The organism is Novosphingobium sp. ST904, from assembly GCF_001298105.1.
Classification (GTDB): domain Bacteria; phylum Pseudomonadota; class Alphaproteobacteria; order Sphingomonadales; family Sphingomonadaceae; genus Novosphingobium.
Genome location: NZ_LGJH01000137.1, coordinates 1 through 18,313, shown reverse-complemented (window position 1 = coordinate 18,313; position 18,313 = coordinate 1). Strand labels below are relative to the sequence as shown.

At 63.7% G+C, this 18,313-nt stretch carries 18 protein-coding genes and 2 pseudogenes; 13 read left to right on the top strand and 7 right to left on the bottom strand.

From position 1 onward, the window contains the following. Window positions 1–10: 10 nt before the first annotated feature. The 6 genes and pseudogenes from ADT71_RS35615 to ADT71_RS10270 form a co-directional block, all read left to right on the top strand. Window positions 11–91 (top strand): annotated as a pseudogene (locus tag ADT71_RS35615) (hypothetical protein); the annotation flags it as partial. A 4-nt stretch (window positions 92–95) separates the two neighbouring features. After that, a complete protein-coding gene (locus tag ADT71_RS35610; protein ID WP_369818226.1) occupies window positions 96–746 on the top strand; it encodes a CpsD/CapB family tyrosine-protein kinase in 651 nt (216 codons plus the stop codon). 2 nt (window positions 747–748) lie between these two features. Further along, window positions 749–2,059, top strand: a complete 1,311-nt coding sequence (locus tag ADT71_RS10285; protein WP_054436567.1) for a hypothetical protein — start codon at window positions 749–751, stop codon at window positions 2,057–2,059. A gap of 179 nt (window positions 2,060–2,238) precedes the next feature. Continuing rightward, the gene (locus ADT71_RS10280; protein WP_369818225.1) at window positions 2,239–3,186 is read left to right on the top strand and encodes a glycosyltransferase; all 948 of its coding nucleotides are present in this window, start codon (window positions 2,239–2,241) and stop codon (window positions 3,184–3,186) included. A gap of 16 nt (window positions 3,187–3,202) precedes the next feature. Next, window positions 3,203–4,387, top strand: coding sequence for an acylneuraminate cytidylyltransferase (locus ADT71_RS10275; RefSeq protein ID WP_231635787.1), 1,185 nt, complete (start codon window positions 3,203–3,205; stop codon window positions 4,385–4,387). After that, window positions 4,387–5,379, top strand: a complete 993-nt coding sequence (locus ADT71_RS10270) for a hypothetical protein (protein WP_054436562.1) — start codon at window positions 4,387–4,389, stop codon at window positions 5,377–5,379. The genes ADT71_RS10275 and ADT71_RS10270 overlap by 1 nt, the downstream gene beginning before the upstream one ends. Here ADT71_RS10270 and ADT71_RS10265 read toward each other — a convergent pair. Beyond that, window positions 5,346–5,855 carry a hypothetical protein gene (locus ADT71_RS10265; RefSeq protein WP_054436560.1) on the bottom strand — a complete coding sequence of 170 codons (510 nt, stop codon included), beginning with the start codon at window positions 5,853–5,855 and terminating at the stop codon, window positions 5,346–5,348. The genes ADT71_RS10270 and ADT71_RS10265 overlap by 34 nt on opposite strands. A gap of 14 nt (window positions 5,856–5,869) precedes the next feature. Then, the gene (locus tag ADT71_RS10260) at window positions 5,870–6,616 is read right to left on the bottom strand and encodes a hypothetical protein (RefSeq protein ID WP_054436558.1); all 747 of its coding nucleotides are present in this window, start codon (window positions 6,614–6,616) and stop codon (window positions 5,870–5,872) included. A 32-nt stretch (window positions 6,617–6,648) separates the two neighbouring features. Between ADT71_RS10260 and ADT71_RS34935 the strand changes: the two genes are divergently transcribed. The 5 genes from ADT71_RS34935 to ADT71_RS10240 all read left to right on the top strand — a co-directional run bounded on the left by ADT71_RS34935 (window position 6,649) and on the right by ADT71_RS10240 (window position 11,054). Further along, window positions 6,649–6,774 (top strand): hypothetical protein, encoded by a 126-nt coding sequence (locus ADT71_RS34935; protein ID WP_255351627.1) that lies wholly within the window; start codon window positions 6,649–6,651, stop codon window positions 6,772–6,774. A gap of 357 nt (window positions 6,775–7,131) precedes the next feature. Next, window positions 7,132–8,016: an N-acetylneuraminate synthase family protein gene (locus ADT71_RS10255; protein ID WP_054436556.1), complete on the top strand. Its 885-nt coding sequence runs from the start codon at window positions 7,132–7,134 to the stop codon at window positions 8,014–8,016. A gap of 254 nt (window positions 8,017–8,270) precedes the next feature. Further along, window positions 8,271–9,527, top strand: a complete 1,257-nt coding sequence (locus ADT71_RS10250; protein WP_132469403.1) for a hypothetical protein — start codon at window positions 8,271–8,273, stop codon at window positions 9,525–9,527. Beyond that, a complete protein-coding gene (locus tag ADT71_RS10245) occupies window positions 9,520–10,701 on the top strand; it encodes a lipopolysaccharide biosynthesis protein (protein WP_082370268.1) in 1,182 nt (393 codons plus the stop codon). Before ADT71_RS10250 ends, ADT71_RS10245 begins: the two co-directional genes overlap by 8 nt. 23 nt (window positions 10,702–10,724) lie before the next feature. Next, window positions 10,725–11,054 carry a hypothetical protein gene (locus tag ADT71_RS10240; protein ID WP_054436549.1) on the top strand — a complete coding sequence of 110 codons (330 nt, stop codon included), beginning with the start codon at window positions 10,725–10,727 and terminating at the stop codon, window positions 11,052–11,054. Window positions 11,055–11,076: 22 nt separating this feature from the next. On the opposite strand, the gene ADT71_RS10235 is transcribed toward ADT71_RS10240, so the two are convergent. Next, entirely contained in the window at window positions 11,077–12,861 is a 1,785-nt protein-coding gene (locus tag ADT71_RS10235; protein WP_054436548.1) for a right-handed parallel beta-helix repeat-containing protein, read from the bottom strand. 82 nt (window positions 12,862–12,943) lie between these two features. On the opposite strand from ADT71_RS10235, the gene ADT71_RS10230 reads away from it, so the two are divergent. Continuing rightward, window positions 12,944–13,435, top strand: a complete 492-nt coding sequence (locus tag ADT71_RS10230; RefSeq protein ID WP_156336547.1) for a hypothetical protein — start codon at window positions 12,944–12,946, stop codon at window positions 13,433–13,435. Between the two features lie 6 nt (window positions 13,436–13,441). Here the strand turns inward: ADT71_RS10230 and ADT71_RS10225 are convergent, their stop codons facing one another. From ADT71_RS10225 to otsB, 4 genes and pseudogenes are all read right to left on the bottom strand, one after another. Next, window positions 13,442–13,738: a hypothetical protein gene (locus tag ADT71_RS10225; protein WP_231635786.1), complete on the bottom strand. Its 297-nt coding sequence runs from the start codon at window positions 13,736–13,738 to the stop codon at window positions 13,442–13,444. A 162-nt stretch (window positions 13,739–13,900) separates the two neighbouring features. Then, window positions 13,901–15,316 carry an alpha,alpha-trehalose-phosphate synthase (UDP-forming) gene (gene otsA, locus ADT71_RS10220; protein WP_054436544.1) on the bottom strand — a complete coding sequence of 472 codons (1,416 nt, stop codon included), beginning with the start codon at window positions 15,314–15,316 and terminating at the stop codon, window positions 13,901–13,903. Window positions 15,317–15,374: 58 nt separating this feature from the next. Next, window positions 15,375–17,188: pseudogene (locus tag ADT71_RS10215) on the bottom strand (glycoside hydrolase family 15 protein). Continuing rightward, a complete protein-coding gene (gene otsB, locus ADT71_RS10210; RefSeq protein ID WP_054436542.1) occupies window positions 17,185–17,997 on the bottom strand; it encodes a trehalose-phosphatase in 813 nt (270 codons plus the stop codon). The pseudogene ADT71_RS10215 and the gene otsB overlap by 4 nt, the downstream one beginning before the upstream one ends. A 230-nt stretch (window positions 17,998–18,227) precedes the next feature. On the opposite strand from otsB, the gene ADT71_RS34930 reads away from it, so the two are divergent. Then, the coding region (locus tag ADT71_RS34930; protein ID WP_156336551.1) for a sugar phosphate nucleotidyltransferase at window positions 18,228–18,313 on the top strand (86 nt) is incomplete at its 3' end.

The following is an 18,313-nucleotide window of genomic DNA, read 5'->3' as shown; positions in this document are numbered from 1 at the left end:
AGTTTGGGCTTCCGCTGCTCGGGCTGCTGCCGCTTTCCAAGGCCGGCAGTGTGCGCGACGAACTCAACGATCCCGGTTCGGCGTTCTCTGAATCGATCTACTCCATTCGCACCTCGCTCCAGATGGCGACGGCGCACGGCCTGCCGCGCACGCTGGCCATGTCCAGCACGCAGCAGGGTGAAGGCAAGTCGACCACCTCCATGGCGATTGCACGGGAGATCGCACAGTCGGGCTCGCGTACGCTGCTGATCGACGCCGATTTGCGACGTCCATCGCTTCATGCGCTGTTCGACCTGAAAAACGACCAGGGGTTCTCCAACTACCTGACCGGCCAGGCTCCGTTCGACGGCCTGATCGTCCAGACCGATACGGCGAACCTGTCAGTGCTGCCCAGCGGACCGCTTCCGCTCAGCGCGCCGCGCCTGCTGACTCATGAAGTTCTCGTGCCGGCGCTTGCCGAACTCGGGAAGTATTATGACGTCATCATGCTTGACTGTCCGCCGGTCCTCGGCCTGGCCGACGCTCTTCAGCTGACCTCCTGCGTCGAGGCAACGCTGTTCGCGCACGAAGCGGGCAAGGCTAGCCAGCATCAGGCCCAGACCGCCCTGCGGCGTCTGGCCCGTGGCGGCGCGAACCTGATCGGGGTCATCCTGACCAAGTTCGACTTCGATCGCGGTGGCCATTCGTCTTACGGCTACACGCAGTATTACTATCAGTACACGGCGGGTGGAGAAGGAAAGAACTGAGCGTGGCCTCGGCAAGCATGCCTGTATCGGTGCCGGTGCCTTTTTCGCGTGGCGCCGGCAGCAACCGTAGTGCCGGAACATGGAGTTCCCTGAGCGGCGCGCGCAAGTTCGTTGTTGCGCTCGCCGTCCTGCTGATCGTGTTCAATGTCGCGATCCCCAAGGGTGGCATCAAGGCGGGCGATCTGCCGATCACCTGGGGCTACTTGATGTTGTTCCTGCTGGTGCCCGTGGGGTTGATCGGGGCATTGCGCAGGCCGATGCCGCTTGCCCAGCCGCTTCTGCAGGTCATCCTGTTCTTCCTGCCGGTTGCCATGCTGATCCTCGTCAAGTCCGTGGTCTACCACCTCACGTTTTCGGCGCTGGCCGTGCATGAAGTGCTGTTCTTCTTCCTCCCGGTCGGCGTCCTGGTGATCCTGGGGCCTTACCTCGAGGAAGTTCCTGCGGACATCATCGCCACCACCCTGCTGTGGTGCGTACGATTTGCCGTGATCTGGGGGATCGTGAATTTCGTCCTCTACCCGATCATCAAGGACATCATCCAGATCCCATACCTCACCGTCAACGCGGCGGATTATGGTGAGATCTACGGAAAGAACAACCGGCGCGGCATCTTGATGAAGCTGGTGTCGACCTACAACAACGGCAATATCTTCGGCGCCTGCATGGTCATGCTCGCACCGATCTATTTCCTGTTCGAGAAGCGACGCCTGTTGCTCGCCTTGTTCATCATTGCACTGGTCTGCACACTGAGCCGCACCGTGTGGTTCGGCATGGTGGGCGTCACCGGGATCATGATGCTGACCGGCCAGATCAAGGTTCGCAACCCGCGCGTCTGGATCGGTCTCGTCGTTGCGGGCGGCCTGCTGATCATGCTGCTGCCGCTGATGGGGTGGACGCCGGAAAAGCTCGTCGATTCCAATCTCGGCGGGCGTGTGAAGACCTTCACGAATTTCGAAATGACCGTCCTGGGCGGCAAGACGCTGATGATTCCTGAAGTGATCTATTTCGGCTTCCTGAATTCATTCGGCCTCGTCGGCACCTTTTTCGCCGTCTGTGCATTCGCGGCCGGGCCGGTCTTCGGCTTCCTGCATCTGAAGTCGCTTTCGCCCCTGCGCAGGGCCGCTACAGCAGGCGCGCTGGGCTATGTCGTTCTCGCGGCGATCGACGGGTGCTTCGTATTCCCGCCGGTGCTCGCGCAGTTCTTTTTCGTGACGAGCCTGATCTATCGCCGTGGGTTGAGGCCGGAGCGGAAGTCCTTCTCGCTCGACAACGGGGTGAGGCAGTCATATCCCGCTCGCTCCGGGCTTTCCTGAGCCGGCGGGATCGGTCTTCGCGCACCCATGAAAGTCCTTCACGTCACACAGAAGCTGCCGGGTGGCCCGGCGAGCTATCTCGGCGAACTGCTTCCCTATCAGCGCGCGGCTCTGGGCGATGCGAACGTCTCGCTTGTCGCCTGCGGGGATGAGCTTGGGCACTTGCCCGGGTTTCCGCGATCCTCTGTCCATGCTTTCGACAGTTCGGGGCGTGGGCCGGTTGCGCTTCTGGGGTTCATGCGGACGGCGATGTCCGCGCTTCTTGCCGAGCGCCCCACTGTCGTTCATCTCCACAGCACGTTTCCGGGATTGCTGCGCCTTCCCATCGCCGCGCTGCCGGCATCGCGCGCCCGGCCGTCGTCTACTGCTCGCATGGCTGGGCCTTCAACATGGACAGCGCGAACTGGAAGCGGGGCTGCTATGCGGGCGTCGAGCGCCTGCTGGCGCCGCTCGGCCAGCGTACCATCGCGATTTCCGATTTCGAACGGCGGTCCGCCCTGTCCCGCGGCATTCGCGCAGAGAACATGGTGGTCGTCGAGAACGGCGTGAGCGCGGCGCCGCCGGAGTTGCTCCTGCCCGCCGCAGACATGCGATCCGACGTCCTCAATCTTCTTTTCATCGGCCGTCTCGATGAGCAGAAGGGCTTCGACGTGCTCGAAGCGGCGATGGCCACGCTGGTGGACCGGCCGGTGCATCTCCACGTCATTGGCGACCGCGTGGTCTCCAGCGGGCAAAGCCTGGTCTCCAGCCTGCCCAACGTCACCCATTACGGTTGGCGGGACCGCAGCCAGGTGCCGGGCTTCATCGAGAAGGCCGACGTGGTCGTCATGCCCTCGCGTTGGGAGGGCTTCGGCCTGGTGGCGATCGAGGCGATGCGGCAGGGGCGGCCGGTTCTGGCCAGCCGGGTCGATGCGCTTCCCGAAGTCGTCGGCGAGGCGGGCATGCTCGTGCGCCCGGGCGACCCCGAGGCGTTGTCCTACGCCATTTCGCGGCTCGACCGTGCCGAATTGAAAATGCTGGGCGAAAAGGCCCGGCTCCGTTTCCAGGAGCGCTTCACCAGCGAGCGCATGAATGCCTATATCCTGCGTTGCTATCATGAGGCGCTTGGCGCCCGGCGCAGGGCCTGACCAAGGAGCAGAACCTATGCAGACGCTAGCCATTATCCCCGCTCGGGGCGGCTCCAAGGGAATCCCGCGCAAGAACGTGCTTCCGCTGCTCGACAAGCCGCTGATCGCACACACGATCCACGCCGCCCTGCTGGCTGAAAGCGTCGATCGGGTGGTCGTCTCCACGGATGACGAGGAGATCGCCTCGGTTTCGCGCGCCTATGGTGCCGAAGTCATCATGCGGCCGCCTGAACTCGCCTCCGACATGGCGAAGTCGGAAGACGCGCTGCTGCACGTGCTGGATCACCTCGATCAGACGGAAGGCTACCGGCCCGACCTGCTGGTGTTCCTGCAATGCACGTCACCGCTCACCAGCAGCGGGGATATCGACGGAACGGTCGGCAAGCTCATCGAGGAGCAGGCCGATACCGCATTGTCGGTCGTGCCGTTCCACTATTTCCTGTGGCACGGCGATGAGCAGTCCGGCGCCGATGGTGTGAATCACGATAAGTCCTTCCGCCTCATGCGGCAACAGCGTACGCCCGAGTTCGTTGAGACCGGCTCGGTCTATGTCATGAAGGTGCCGCAGTTCCGGGACGTTCAATTCCGGTTCTTCGGTCGCACCGCGATGCACGAGATCCCGGTCGAGCATTGGCAGGAGATCGATGAGCCTGCCGATTTCCGCATCGCCGAGGATCGTATTCGCCGCTTGCGCCGCGATGCCGTGGGTGCGGGCCTGCCGGCCCGGGTCCGGGCGCTCATCATGGACTTCGACGGTGTCCATACCGATGACCGTGTGCTCGTTTCGACATCCGGCGAAGAAGCGGTTTCCTGTTCGCGTTCGGACGGGATGGGGATCGAACTGCTGCGCAAGGCAGGCCTTGCCATGACGGTGATCTCGAAGGAGCAGAACAAGGTCGTCGCCGCGCGCTGCGCCAAGCTGCAGATCGAATGCACGCACGGGGTCGAGACCAAGCTCCCGCTCATGCTGCGCTGGCTGGCGCAGAAGGGCATTGCACCGGAAGAGGCAGTTTATGTCGGCAATGACGTGAACGACCTCGAATGCATGGCGGCGGTGGGATGCTCGGTTGCCCCGGCCGATGCGCATCCGCGCGCGCTTGCGGCGGCGGGGATCGTGCTTGAGCGCTCCGGTGGCAGGGGCGCGCTGCGGGAACTGGCGGAACTGCTGCTCGACAAGGGCTGTGTGGAGGCTGTCCAGTAATGACGGTCACCGCCGTCCTGCCGCGTTCATCACTGCATCTGGCATTGCTCGATGCGAACGATCCACGGATCGACCATGTGCTCTACCGGGACAGCCATCTGCGCGAGGATATCGAGCGGCGCTACCCCGGCAAGGCGGTCTATCTCGGCAGGGAAGGGCGGCTGCCTCGCAATCCCCGGGGCGCCATGCGGCAGATCGCGGAAAACCGGGCCTATTACGGCCGGGTCCGCGAAATGCTCGAACCCTTGGGGATTGAACGGCTCATCCTGTTCCTGGAAGGCGAGCCGCTGGAACGGATGATCGCGGACTGGTTCGAAGGCCCCATCGAACTCTGGGAAGAAGGCCTTTCCCATTACATCGATCTGACCAGCCCGCTCTGGTACGCGGCGCGCGGTGCGGCGCAGATCGTATCCGGTTTCTACCCGAGAGGGGCGCTGCGCCGCCGCGCGGATCGCGGCCGGATGATCGTGCGCGACCGTTTCGAGCGGCGCAATCTCGCGTGGGACTACCCGGTTCTCGCCGCGCCCGAGGATGCCGTGCTGTTCATCGGTTCGCCGCTGGTCGACGACGGAATACTGACGCGCGAACAGCTTGCCGCCGGGCTGGCGCAAGTCGCGCGGATTGCCGGCGTGCCGCTCCACTACCTGCCGCATCCGCGTGAGGACAGGTCGGGGCTGCTCCCCATGCTGGCGGGTATCGACAATGTCGCGATGGCGCCCGATCCGCATGGATTGACCCGCCATGTGACGCAGCACGGCTACCGGGCCTTCGTCGCCCCGGTCTCCACCGCGCTGCTCGATCTCGGAGCTTTCGACAACAGTCTGTTCGTGCCCGCGCTCTTCGGCGAAAAGCGCATGGATCAGGCCCTGCGCTCGTGGTCGGCCAATCCGGTGAAGGTCGCGGCCGACGTGAACGAGGCCGCGGCGTTCCTGTCATCGCGGAAGGCCGCACCCCTCCATCAGCTCCGGGCGGAAGCCTCGCCCGCAGGCTGAGCCTGCTGCTCGATCAGCCAGCGGGCGACCGTGGCCGTCCCGGTACCTTCGAGAGGGCCGAGTTCCGCGCGGATCAGCGCTTCCACATCCACTCTGTCGTCGCCTTCCAGATGGGCCGTGAGCGCGGTGACGACATCGTCTGGCTGGTCGGCGACGGCAAACCCCACTTCGGTCATCGCCAGGGCCTTGGCGGCTTCTCCCTGCTGGGCGAAGGCGGTGGGCGCGAGCCGCGCCACGATCACCGGGATGGCGCAGGCTGCCGCTTCCAGCAATGCCGAAGAGTAGAACCCCACCACAGAGTCGCAGTCTATGAAGTGATCGTAGAGCGGCCCCTCGGCCATCTCGCTGGCGATGCCGTGCTCTGCCATCAACCGGGCCATCCGTTCCCGTTCCGCCTGTTCGGTTCGGGGATGAAGGCGCAGGCCGACAACGAGGTCTCGGCCGCGCGAGAATGCTGCGAGGCCCTGTGCGAGCATGGTCTCGGCGCGGTCTACCTCCTGCCGCGAAACTTTGCCGTCACTGCGGAATGGTTGGTGCAGCCACAGAACCCGGATCGGCTTCGCGGCAGTGTCGCGGTGTTCTTGCCGTGCGCGGGCGGTGGCGGCGATCCGATCGAATCGCGGCGAGCCGACCACACGGATCTTGTCGGCATCGACACCGCGCCGGACAAGCTCATCCGCGCGGCCTGGGCCGTGATGAACAGGCGATCGAAATCCTGCCCTGTAAGGTCGCGCCGGGGGACGAGTCCGGCCTGGTGCAGGATGCGGGCGAGCGTTCCGCGCAGCCCGCGTCTGGCTTCAGCCCTCTCGCGTCCATTGAGGGGCAGGCTGAACGGCCCTTCGTCGATCATGGCGATCCTGATGCCCAGGGCGGCGGCGGCCTTGAGCAGGGCCTGCTCCGGGAAGCCCCAGCAATGCGAGAGCAGCAGGACGCGGGTGCCGCGGCGGGTGAGTTCGGACTCGAAATAGCGCTGCATCCGCGCGAAGGCGCGCGTGCCGCCGGAGACCGCTACGTTCGGTCCCGCAGTCTTGAACCATGCGCGAATTCCGACGTCGCGCGGGGTCGGCTTGATGACTTCGCCCTCCGCATCCTCGTAGCGGGCGGTGCCGCGCAGGTCGAAGGCCGACATGTCGAAGACCGTCAGCGCCATCGAAGGCGCCATCTCGCGGACTTCACGTGCCAGCAGCTTCAGCGTCTCCGGATGTGATCCGCTGGCGCCGGCGAGGGCAATTGTCATTCAATCATTCCTTCCAACGGGATCGAGGCGGCGTGCGCATCGAAATCAAACTGCTCGCAGATGCAATAGGCGCGGCGATTCAGTTGAAGAAGCCCTTGCAGCATCCGATCCGCCGAAAGGCGCTATTGGAAAGGCAGGGCGATTCCTCCGGCCGTTAGGTATTGATGATGGCTGTTTTTCCCTGTTTTGCGTCATACCTGTGCGGTTTTCGATGGGTATTTTAATGAAGCTGCAAACGCCTCTCATGACGACGTGACGTGCAGCAATTGAGACGGGAGAAGAGCGATGCTGCAGGTCAACGCCGGGCTTTACCGGGCGAAAAGTTCTTAATTCCACCTAAATTTGAGCAGACCTAATCGGCAGAAATAGGCGATATTAAATGGAGTTGTTGTGATTTACTGTTATCTGGTTGTCTCGAAAGGGGATTGTGCGTCGCACAAAAATGGATTTGCGCCTAGGTATGTTCCCTGATAGACCTTTTTGGGTAATCATATCGCTCAAAGAAGGGCTATTTCATGAGTGTGAAGATCATCGCCGAGGTTGGTTGCAACCATAAGGGAGATATGGAAATCGCCAAGGAGCACATCCGGATCGCGGCGGTTTACGCCAAGGCCGATGTGGTCAAGTTCCAGAAGCGCACCAATCGCGAACTTCTCACCGAAGAGCAGTACAATGCGCCGCACCCGAACCCCGCGAATTCTTACGGCGACACTTACGGTGCTCACCGCGAATACCTCGAGTTCACGCCCGAGCAGCACCGCGAGCTGATGGAAGAGTGCAAGCGCAACGGCATCGAGTACTCGACCTCTGTATGGGACGTGACCTCGGCCCGCGAAATCGCCGCGCTGAACCCCTCGCTCATCAAGGTTCCCTCGGCCTGCAACCTGCACTTCGAAATGCTCGAAGTTCTCGCCAACGAATACTCGGGTGAAATCCACCTGTCGTTCGGCATGACCACGCAGGACGAAGAAGAAAAGATCGTCCAGTTCTTCGAACAGCACGGCCGTGCGAAGGACGTGGTGATCTATTCGTGCACTTCGGGCTACCCGGTGGCCTTCGAGGACATCTGCCTCGGTGAAATCACCCGCCTGATCGAATCCTTCGGCGATCGCGTGAAGTCGATCGGCTTCTCGGGCCACCACCTCGGCATCGCCGCCGACATTGCCGCGCTGGCTCTCGGCGCGGAGTGGGTGGAACGTCACTTCACGCTCGACCGCACCTGGAAGGGCACCGACCACGCCGCCTCGCTCGAGCCGGACGGCCTTCGCCGCCTCTGCCGCGACCTCAAGGCCGTGGAAAAGTCGCTGGCCACCAAGTCGACGGAAGTTCTCCCCGTCGAGCAGGTCCAGCGCGACAAGCTCAAGTGGCGCCCGCGCCCGAAGCCCGCTGCAGCGGCCTGAGCTTAGCCAGCTAGAAAGATGGGCGGCGCCTTCGCGGGGGCCGCCCATTTTCGTGAGCGGCACTGCTTCTCGCTCGCGGGGAGCACGAGCCAGGCCCGACGCACGCTGATGTCTCCTCGGCACTGCGTCATCGGCCTTGCTACCAGGGCCAATCTATCTCTTCATTGCCTCGGCTCGTGTTCAAGCTGTTTCGCGTTCGGGACAGCGTCGAACCCGAGCCTGTCGCGGTGGTGCCAAGCGGAATGGATGTGAAGTTGTCTGACAAGACCAGCGGTCCGACCATCTGGTTTCTCGTCGTTGCGGGTTCGGCCAGCACGACTCTGGCGCTCGTCGCCAAACGCATATTGCATGACCATCCCCATGCCAGAATTGTCGCGATCGACAGTGAGGCGTTCAACACCCAGACGCGGTCGAAGGTTGTCTGGGATGCACCGGGCGAAGTCCTGCGATTGGCTCCCGAAGACCTCGGGCTCATCAACTTCTCCAAACGGCGGGCGCTGCCCGGCAGGGTGAACCTCCTGCTGAATGGCGGCCAGTTCGCTTTCGACAGGCTGGTCCGGCGGATTGAGAAGGATCTGGCGCATGTCAGGCCCGATCTCGTCGTGACCTGCAACGACACGTTCTATGCGCAGCGCGCGTTCCTCAGCGCGGCGCGCAAAATGGGTGCGGATACGGTGCTGGTCCAGGAAGGGCCGTTCACGATCGTGCGTTCCAAGGAAGCCGCGCCGCGTCCTGGGCTGATCCCGAAGATGGCTCTCGCCGCGCGCAAGCTGGGCCTGATCCCGCCGACGATGCCTTATGGCGCTTACGGTCATTCGATGGTCCTGGCCACTTCGCAGGACTATGCGGGCCGCTTCGTGGCGGCAGGCGTCGCGCCGCACACCATCCGGTTTATCGGCGTGCCCCGGTTCGATCCGCTGCTCCAGATCGCGCGAAGCCGATCCGACCCGCCGCGCGTCATCTATGTGTTCCAGCCATTCGTTGCGCAGGGGCGAGTGGCGGGAAGCGCCGCCAGGGCAACGCTGGCCGAGATGGCGAAGGGTTTTGCAATCGCTTACGAGCGAATGCCTTTCACACTCGTGACGAGGCCGCATCCCCGCAGCGACCATGAAACCTTCGGGCATTTTGAAGACTGTCTCACGATCCCCTACTCGCGTTCGGCCGGAGGGCCGCTGGACGAGGAAGTGGCCGGTGCCTCGTGCAGCGTCGGGCACTACTCGATCGGTCTGCTGGAAAGTCTTATGATGGGCGTGCCGGTCGTCAGCATGCCCATCCCGATCGAGGCGTTTACGGAGCGGCTCGAGGGCGAAAAGCAGCTCTGGTTCGATGAAGCTGGCGTTCCTTATGCTCGATCGGCCGATGAATTCGCTGAACTGTTGATCGACGCATTGACACACGGCGTCCCTTCCACGACCGACGTCACTGCCGAAACCGGCCCGATGGACGGCAAGGCGACCGACAGGGCCGCCGAGGCAATCGCAAAGCTGCTGAAAGATCGATCCGATGGCTAAGACGGCGTTGCATCACAGGATGCTGATCTATCTCGGCCTGGGCTCGTTGCAGAGTGCGCTATCGCTGATCCTCCTGCCGGCCTACGCCCATATCCTGCCCGTCAGCGAGTTCGGCCTGCTGGCGCTTGTGCTCTCGCTCGAGCAACTTTTCCTGTTGCTCATGGACTGCGGGCTGTCCGGCGGTGCGGTCAGGACATATCACGACAAGGCACGCCAGGACCTGCCTTTCATGACCGGCCCGGTCCTGATCGGTTACTTCCAGCGCTTGTCGCTGGGAATATCCTTCGCGGCGATGTTCGTTCTTGCCGGCGTGCTCCTTGTTCTGGACCAGTTCTTCCCTCAGCCGGAACTCGTTGTCTCTGCTTTTGCCATTACCGTCGTTTCCGCATGGCTGCAGCGCATCAACACTTTCGCGGCGACGACCTATCGCGCTCAGGAAGATGCCCGCTCCTTCGCGGTTCTTGCGCTGGCCCGAATGATCGGCCTGACGACGCTGACGTTGCTCCTGATCTTCGTGTTCAAGGTCGGCTTGCTGGGAATCCTTGCCTCGCGGATCGTGATTTTCGGCGGGACCGCACTGTACGAATCGCGCAACGCCTGGAAGCTGCGCCTCACGGGTGAAGAGCACCGCCGGACCAAGGAATTCGTGCGGGATTCGGTCAAACGCTTTTCCGTTCCCATGCTTCCTTTCGATCTTCTCGCCTGGGGCCGCAGTCGTGGCAACCGGTTGGCGGTTGCCGGCGCCTTCAACCTGACCGCTCTCGGTATCTGGAATGCCGCAGCGGCGCCGGGACAGATTCTCACGCTGGTGGGGCAATCGTTCAATCGCGGATTCGAGCCGTTCTTCTACCGCAAGGCCAACGAGGAAACCGCCGAGGCCGAGGCTGTCGTTCGTGACATGGGCGCAGGCTATCTCGTTGTTCAGGCCGTTCTGGCGCTCGGCGTCATCGCGGTCATGCCGGAAGTGTTCCGCATTCTGTTCCCCAAGGATTACCACAGCGCCAGCCTCTATGCTCCGCTTGCCCTTACGGCTGCCTTTGTCGAGGCGACGCAGAGCCTTTCGATCCGCGCGCTGTTCGCGTTCGGGGCGGTCAGGCTGGTTCCCGTAGTGCTTGCCGTCGCGACCGGATTGGGGCTTTCCACGATGCCCTGCTGGCGCACCTGTTCGGCCTGACGGGGGCCATGGCGGGACAAGTGATGATGTCCGTCTATGGGTCTGTCTTCGCGTGGTTCCTTGTGAAGCGTCTCCACCACACGCGCTTCTTCCCCTCCAGGGCCGCGTTCATGCTCACGACGGTCGTTACCGGCGCCAGTCTCCTGCCGTTCGCGATGCCGGAGTTCTGGATGAGCGCCGCAAGCATTCCGGTAAGGGGCCTGATCTTCGGCGGGGCCATTGTCGGCATCGCCTGGCTCTTCGCATTGCGGCACCCGGAATTTGTCCTGCTGGTCCGGGAAAGGATAAATCAGGACAAGGGCAAGATAATCCGGCGTGGGGGAGGGGCGACCTCCACCGGGCCGCAAGGCTGACGCCCGGAATCGCTGCCGTCGTTCACGGCGTCGGCAGCAGTCCCCGGGCCATGAAGTTCGGGGTGATCGCGCGGCCTTCGCCGGTCTTGTTCCCGTCGAAGCGCGAGTTCGGCCGCTTGAGTACCGGGCTGACCACCACGCCGCCAACGGTATTGCCGCTGATCTGGGCGTTGCCCTGGATGTTGCGCTTCACGCTGACGATGAGGGGTAGCGCGCGGGCGGCCGAAGCGTTCACGGCGTTGTTACGGATGGCAAGGTCGATCCGGTTGGAGGCGACGGTATAGCCGATCGCCACGCTTTCCGCAGGCAGCGCGGTGGCCAGTTCGACCCGGTTGCCCGAAATCTCGCCTTTCGGCGCGGAACCGCCGATCAGGACCATCGGCTTGTTGCCCGGCCGGTCGAACAGCAGCACATTGTCCTTGATGACCAGCCTGTCGGTGGCGCGGTAGGTCCAGTCGACCGTCACGTTGCGCAGGCGGTTGCCCTGGAACACCATGCTGCCGAAGTAACTGGGCGTGCAGACGCCGAGCTGGCCGGGGCCGGAATAGACGAACTCGTTGCCGATGAAGCTGACGGTGATCGCATCGAGGCTGGTGGCGAAGCCGCCGCTTTGCAAAGCGGCCATCGAGAGGCCGCGCTGGGCCCCGATCTTGGACATCTTCTCGCGCCGGATCGTTTCCGGGATCGTGCCGTCCTGCTCGCCGTAATTGTTCCTGAAGACGATGTTCCGGGCGACGTAGAAGGTGGAATAGCAGAAGTTTCCGGCGTTGGTGACGCGGTTGTCATAGGCGATGCAGTCCATGCAGCCCTCGAAGTCGACGCCGACATCGGACATGTCGCTAATGCGGTTACGGGCGACGACGACCTTCTGGCCGTTGTTGCCGTAGACCCCGCCATTGGCCCCGCGCATCGTGTTGTCGGCGATGTAGACCTCGCTGACGCGGCGCAGGAACTGCGGCATTCCGCCCTGGTCGTGCTTCGCGCCGCCCCCCCACCAACTGATCTTGGCGTATTTGCCCTCATTGCCCACGGCAATGACGCGCCGGGCCATGTTGAAGCGCAGGATCGAGCCCTGGTAGGCGCCGTAGTCCACCGTGTTGTCGGAGATGTAGATGTCCTCGTTGAGGTCGTCGAGGCTGTTGGGCGAGAATCCGGCGAGGACGGCGGGATCGACAGTGACGGAACCCTTGGCACGGTCATAGCCGCTGCCGTCCATCCGCAGGTGGCCTACCGAGGCGAGGCCGATCCCGTCGGCCGTGCAGCGCGTGACCTTCAACCCCCGGATGTTGACCGCGCGCAGCATCACGGTCTTGGAACGCTGGGAAGCGATGGTCGTCGCATGAATGCCGTCGACGACGATGTTTCGCACGAAGCTGGCGGGATCGTTGCTTTCGGGGCTGACGGAAAGGGGGGAGCCCGTTGGACCTGCCCAGATCAGGTGCGGCCCCTTGCCCTGGCCGAATATCCCGAAAGCACGGGAGATCGCGACCGGACGGGTGAGGCGCATCGGGCCGGAAATCATGACTGCGGGCGCGCCGCCGGCGATGGCACGCTCAAGGGCGGCACTGTCGTCCGTGGTTCCGTTGCAGGAGGCGCCGAAACGCCTGATGTCCACCGCGCGGGCGCGAAGCCCGGAAATGTCGCTTTCCAGCCGCGATTGCGGGGGTGCCCAAGCCGGCCAGTCGCCGGGCTGCGAGGCGGCGAAAGACGAAGTGGGGCGCCACAAGGACGCCGCGCCCAGCGCCAGAGCGGAGACGGCGAACAGAGAGCGGCGGTCGACGGCGAAGGGGTTCGCGGGATGGGCCATGTCGAAAACTCCTCGTTTCCTGTTGCGCTGCAATATTCACGGTCGTTTAATCGCGTGGCCCGCAACGCTGCATGAACGGCTCGTGGGCGGCGGGACGATCGACTGCCCGTTCTTCGCCCCAACTTTGCCTTCAACAACGACCTATCCGGGAAACGCCTGCTTGAATCACATCCTCGCCCTCGTTGCCGATTGGGAAAGCCTGAAGAATCTGCTGGTTCCCAAGGATCAGGTGATCCGTGCGGTGATTCACATCCACGGCGGGATGCTGCTCTTCCTGTTCCTGGCATTCGTGTCGCGACGGGGCATCGCCAATGGCTGGGCGCTGGCGCTGCTCTGGGTGGTGGCGCTGGGCACCGAGGGGGCCGACATCATCTCGATGTGGCCGATCGATCGTCCGTGGAAACTTCGGGATACCGGTTACGACCTGTTCAACACGCTGCTGTGGCCGACGGTACTCTATATCGGCGCGAGTCGCTTTGCGCGGCGCAATACGGGCGAGACGGTGATGGACGAAGACATGGGCGAAGGTTGCGAGGAGCCGGTTGCGCCTGAAGCGATAGAAAACCGGGAATAGCCGTGGTCAGCGACCGCGGAAATGCTCCACGATGCGGGTGTCGAGCGGTTCCTTGAAGCGAATTTCGAGGTTACTGGTGTCCTTCTTCGCCACTGTTGCCGGCAGGGGACCGATCGCGCCGATCCATAGCGAGAAGTCGCCATCAAGCGCGCAGGGAAGCGCTTCCGCTTCCAGATCGCAGCCAAGATCGGCAAGGTCCGAAATGCGGACTCGCGCGGAACCGTGCGCGCCGATGCATTCCCCGTAGAGAATCATGCCCATCCTCATCACGCTGCCCGGATCGTCCGGGCTCCTTGTTGTCATTCGTGCGATCCCCGGCATTCTTCCGGGGATCGGCGGGATCGGTATCCCGCACACTCTCCTATAGCCCGGTTAAAGGTCAGATTGGTTGCAGGCGAGTGTCGTTTTGATGATGGCAGCCGATTTCATGTCGGACGCCTGTTCTTATGGGTTAGGCCGAATGCTTCAGGCGACTTCGTCCTGCGGCGTGGGGGTCTTGCCCCTGGCCTTGCCATAAAGGGCGCCGAGAAAGTCTTCCCGCCAGCGCTGCACGTCATTGTCGCGCACAGAGGCGAGGAGTTTCGCATGGCGCTTCTTGCGTTCGGCCAGCGGCATTTCGAGCGCCTTCTTGATGTTTTCGGCGACATGCTCGATCGAGTGCGGGTTCACCAGCAGCGCATCCTTGAGCTGATGCGCGGCGCCGGCGAACTGCGACAGGATCAGTACGCCGGGGTTCTCCGGATCCTGCGCCGCGATATATTCCTTCGCCACGAGGTTCATCCCGTCGCGCAGGGGCGTGACGAGGCCGATGTCCGCCGCGCGGTAGAACCCGGCGAGCTGATCGCGCGGGAAACCCCGGTTGACGTAACGGATCGGCACGAACGCCACATCGGCATAAGCGCCGTTGATGTGCCCGGTCTTGCGTTCGAGGTCTTCGCGAATCTGCTGGTAGCTGGCGACGTCCCCGCGCGATGGCGGTGCGATCTGGAGCAGCACGGCATCGCCGGCCTGATCGGGGTAATCCGCCAGGAAGCGCCCGAAGGCCTCGAAGCGTTCGCCCAGGCCCTTGGAATAGTCTAGCCGGTCCACGCCGATCAGGATCTTGCGACCGCGCACACTGGACTTGAGCCGGTCGTGGGCTTCGCGGGCTTCCGGCCCGGCGGCGGCTTCGGTGAATTCGGCAAAGTCTATGCCGATCGGGAAGGCGCGGGCGATGACCTTGCGGCCCTTGTACTCCACCGAATTGTCGAGATTGACCTTAAGGCCCATCTCCTTCTGCACGTAGTGGAGGAAGCTTTCGAGCCATTCGGTGTTCTGGAAGCCGATCACGTCGTATTCCAGCATCGAGGCGACCAGACGTTCGTGGAAGGGCAGCGAAACCAGCAGACGGGTGGGCGGCCAGGGCGTGTGGAGGAACAGGCCCATCCGGTTCCTCACGCCTTTTCCGCGCAGCAGCGATCCGAGCGGAAGCAGATGGTAATCATGGACCCAGACCAGGTCCTCTTCCTCGATCAGCGGCAGGACGGCATCGGCGAAACGGGCATTTACGCGTTCGTAGCCCTCGCCGAAGTTGCGGTCGTACTCGGTCAGGTCGATGCGGTAGTGGAACAGCGGCCAGAGCGTGCGGTTGGCGTAGCCGTTGTAATATTCGTCGATGTCCTGCGGTTCGAGATCGATCGTAGCCGTGGTGATGCCGTCGTTGCGTTGCATGTCGAGGTGGCCGGTGAACTCCTCGGTTTCCTGCCCCGACCAGCCGAACCAGATGCCGCCATGTTCGCGCAGTGCCGAATTGAGCGCCACTGCCAGTCCTCCCTGCGCCCCGGCGGCTCCCGCTGCCTTGGGAACCGATACCCGGTTGGAGATGACGATCAGTCTGCTCATTTCAAATCCCCTGTGCCGCGCCGACCAGATGTGCGGAAGACGCGTTTTGCGGGGCCGGCTATCGCCAGTCCCGCCAAGACCGGGACAGCTGCCCGGCACAATTGATGATACCTACTAGCGAATAGGTCTGCGGAAAGTTCCCCCACAGTTCGCCGGTTTCGAAATCCATGTCCTCCGAAAGGAGGCCCGATCTGGTGCGATGATCCAGCATCGCCTCGAACAGGCGGCGCGCCTCCTCGTCCTGGCCGCTGCGATGGAGCGCCTCGATCAGCCAGAAGGTGCAGATGTTGAAGGCGGTCTCTGGCAGGCCGAAATCGTCCTCGCTGTCGTAGCGCAGCATGTGTTCGCCCCGGCGCAGGGCCTTCTGCACGGCCTGGAGCGTGGCGCGGAAGCGCGGGTCTTCGGCCTCGACATAGCGCAGCTCGACCATCTGCAGCAGGCTGGCATCGAGCTGCGAGCCGCCGAAGCTGGCGGCATAGTGACCTCCCGCGCCGCTGTCGTCGAAGTCCGGTGCCTCGATCTTGTGCCAGGCGTGTTCGTCGATGTGTTTGCGCACCGTGGCCGCGCGTTCGCGCCAGATTGCGGCCCGCTCGTCGAGCCCGAGGAACTCGGCGGCATTGGCCAGACGGTCACAGGCGGCCCAGCTCATGACGCTGGAATAAGTGTGGACGGCCGTGCGCGTGCGCAGTTCCCAGAGGCCGGCGTCAGGCTGGTCGTGCGTCTGCCAGGCCAGTTCGCCGACCTGTTCGAGGCTGGCGAAATCCTCGGGCGTCGCGATACGCAGCAGGCGCTGGTCGGAAAAGGCCTGTATCGCGGGCAGGACGATCTGGCCGTAGCAGTCGTTCTGGACCTGATAATAGGCGGCGTTGCCGACCCGGACCGGCCCCATGCCGCGGTAGCCGGAAAGATCGGGAGCTTCCCATTCGATGATTTCGCGCGCGCCGCTCACCGCGTAAAGCGGCTGGATCGCACCGCCCTCGGCATCGTCGACGATGTTGCGCAGATAGGCGAGATACCGCTCCAGCACGTCCAGCGCGCCGAGATGGTTGAGGGCCTGCACCGTGTAGTAGGCGTCCCGGATCCAGCAGTATCGGTAGTCCCAGTTGCGCTGGCTGCCGGGCGCTCCGGGATGGAAGTGGTGAGCGCGGCGACGATCGCACCGGTTTCCTCATGCTGGCAGAGCTTGAGCGTGATGGCGGCGCGGATCACCGCGTCCTGCCAGTCGAGCGGGGTGGCGAGGCCGCGCACCCACAGTCGCCAGTAGTCGCCGGTGTGGCGCAGCATAGATTCCATCTCGTGTTCGACATCGCCGCTGAAGGGTTCGTCTGGGCCGAGGAAGAAGTGTAGAGTCGTTTCCAGCCGGAAGTAGCGTTCGTCGAGAACGTAGCCGATCGGGGCATCGGTGGTGAGGCGCAGGGTGTTGCGTTCCACCAGGTAGCGGATGTGATTGGAGCCGCGGGTGATGGCGGCGAGCTGGGCGCCGTAGCCGCTCATCGGCGTGAGCACCGTGCGGATGCGCGGCGAGCCCGCCACCGGACGGACGATACGCGCATAGGCGACCGGCCGATACGTGCGGCCCGATCGTTCGAAACGCGGGCAGAAGTCGATCACTTCCACCGCGCCGCCCTGCGCATCTTCCAGCCTGGTGATGAGGATCGGGGTATTGCGCGAGTAGCGCTGGGTGACGGAGACCTGGTTTTCCAGTTCGAAGCGCCAGGTTCCCGCGTCCTGGCCTTCCGGGCCGCGCAGCAATGCACAGAACGTCGGGTCGCCGTCCACGCGGGGGACGCAGCCCCAAACGAGCGCGCCGCTGGTGTCGATCAGGCCTGAGACCTGGCAATTGCCGATGGGCCAGAGTTCGAGCGAGCTCATGTTCGGCTGTTCTCCTGGTCGTGATCGTGAATGATGGTTTCGAGCCACGCGTGCACCGCGCCGACGCCGCCGAGCCGGGCATGGGCGAGCGTTTCGCGCATAGGCCCCGCAAGGATGCCGTCTCCGCCGAGGCGGGCGACGGCTGCGAAGGCGTCCTCGTCAGTCACGTCGTCGCCGATGAAGACGGGGCGGGCGCCGAGGAAGGGCGGCATCTGCATGAAGCGTGCGACGGCGCTGCCCTTGTCGGAACCGGGCATGGACAGTTCGATAACCTGCTTGCCGTGCTTCGTCCTGAGGCCGAACTCCCTGCCGGTCTCGTCGGCGCAGGCGAGCAGGCCGGGCAGGGCTTCGGGGTGGCGGCGGTAATGCACGGCGATGCTGAAGGGCTTGGGCTCGACGAGGAGGCCGCCGTTGTCGGCCGCGAAAGCGGAGAGACGGTCGACGACGTCCTTTGGCAGCGGCTCGGCTAGGGGGAGGATTTTGCGGCTGCCTGCCGGTCTGAACTCACCGCCGTGCGAACCTGCCGCAGCGACATCGAGACGGCCCAGCATCTCCTCCAGCGATTCCAGTGAACGGCCGGTGATGAGCGCGAGCCGGCCGTCCAGCCGATCGGCCAGTCGCGCGATCAGGTCGGGCAGATGCGGAGAGACGATCACGTCGTCGGGATGGTCCGCGATTTCCACGAGCGTGCCGTCGAAATCGAGGAACAGGGCCGTGGGCACGGCCGCGCCAAGCGGCAGAGGAGGGGGCAGATCGCGCGGAAAAGCGCCATGTTCCGCCAGCGAGGGACTTTCGCCTGGATCGGTCATTATGGTCAGTCTTGCACCTTCGGAAGAGGATGGCCACCCGAAAAGCGGCCGATCCGGTCGAGGTTGGGCGTTATCCGCCGGGGGCAGCGGGGCCGGAGAAGGGTCAAACGAACGGGATGGGGCAGGGTTCCGGCCGATGTGGAAGGTCGCTTCGAGTCCTCTATGCAATCCGGCGAGGGGCTAGTATTGGCACAGCGAAAGCCAGACTTCCCTGGCATTCATCGAGCCCCATGTCCCAGATCGTTCCAGTTATTCTGTGCGGAGGCAGCGGCACGCGGCTTTGGCCGCGCAGCCGCGTTGCCAAGCCCAAGCCGTT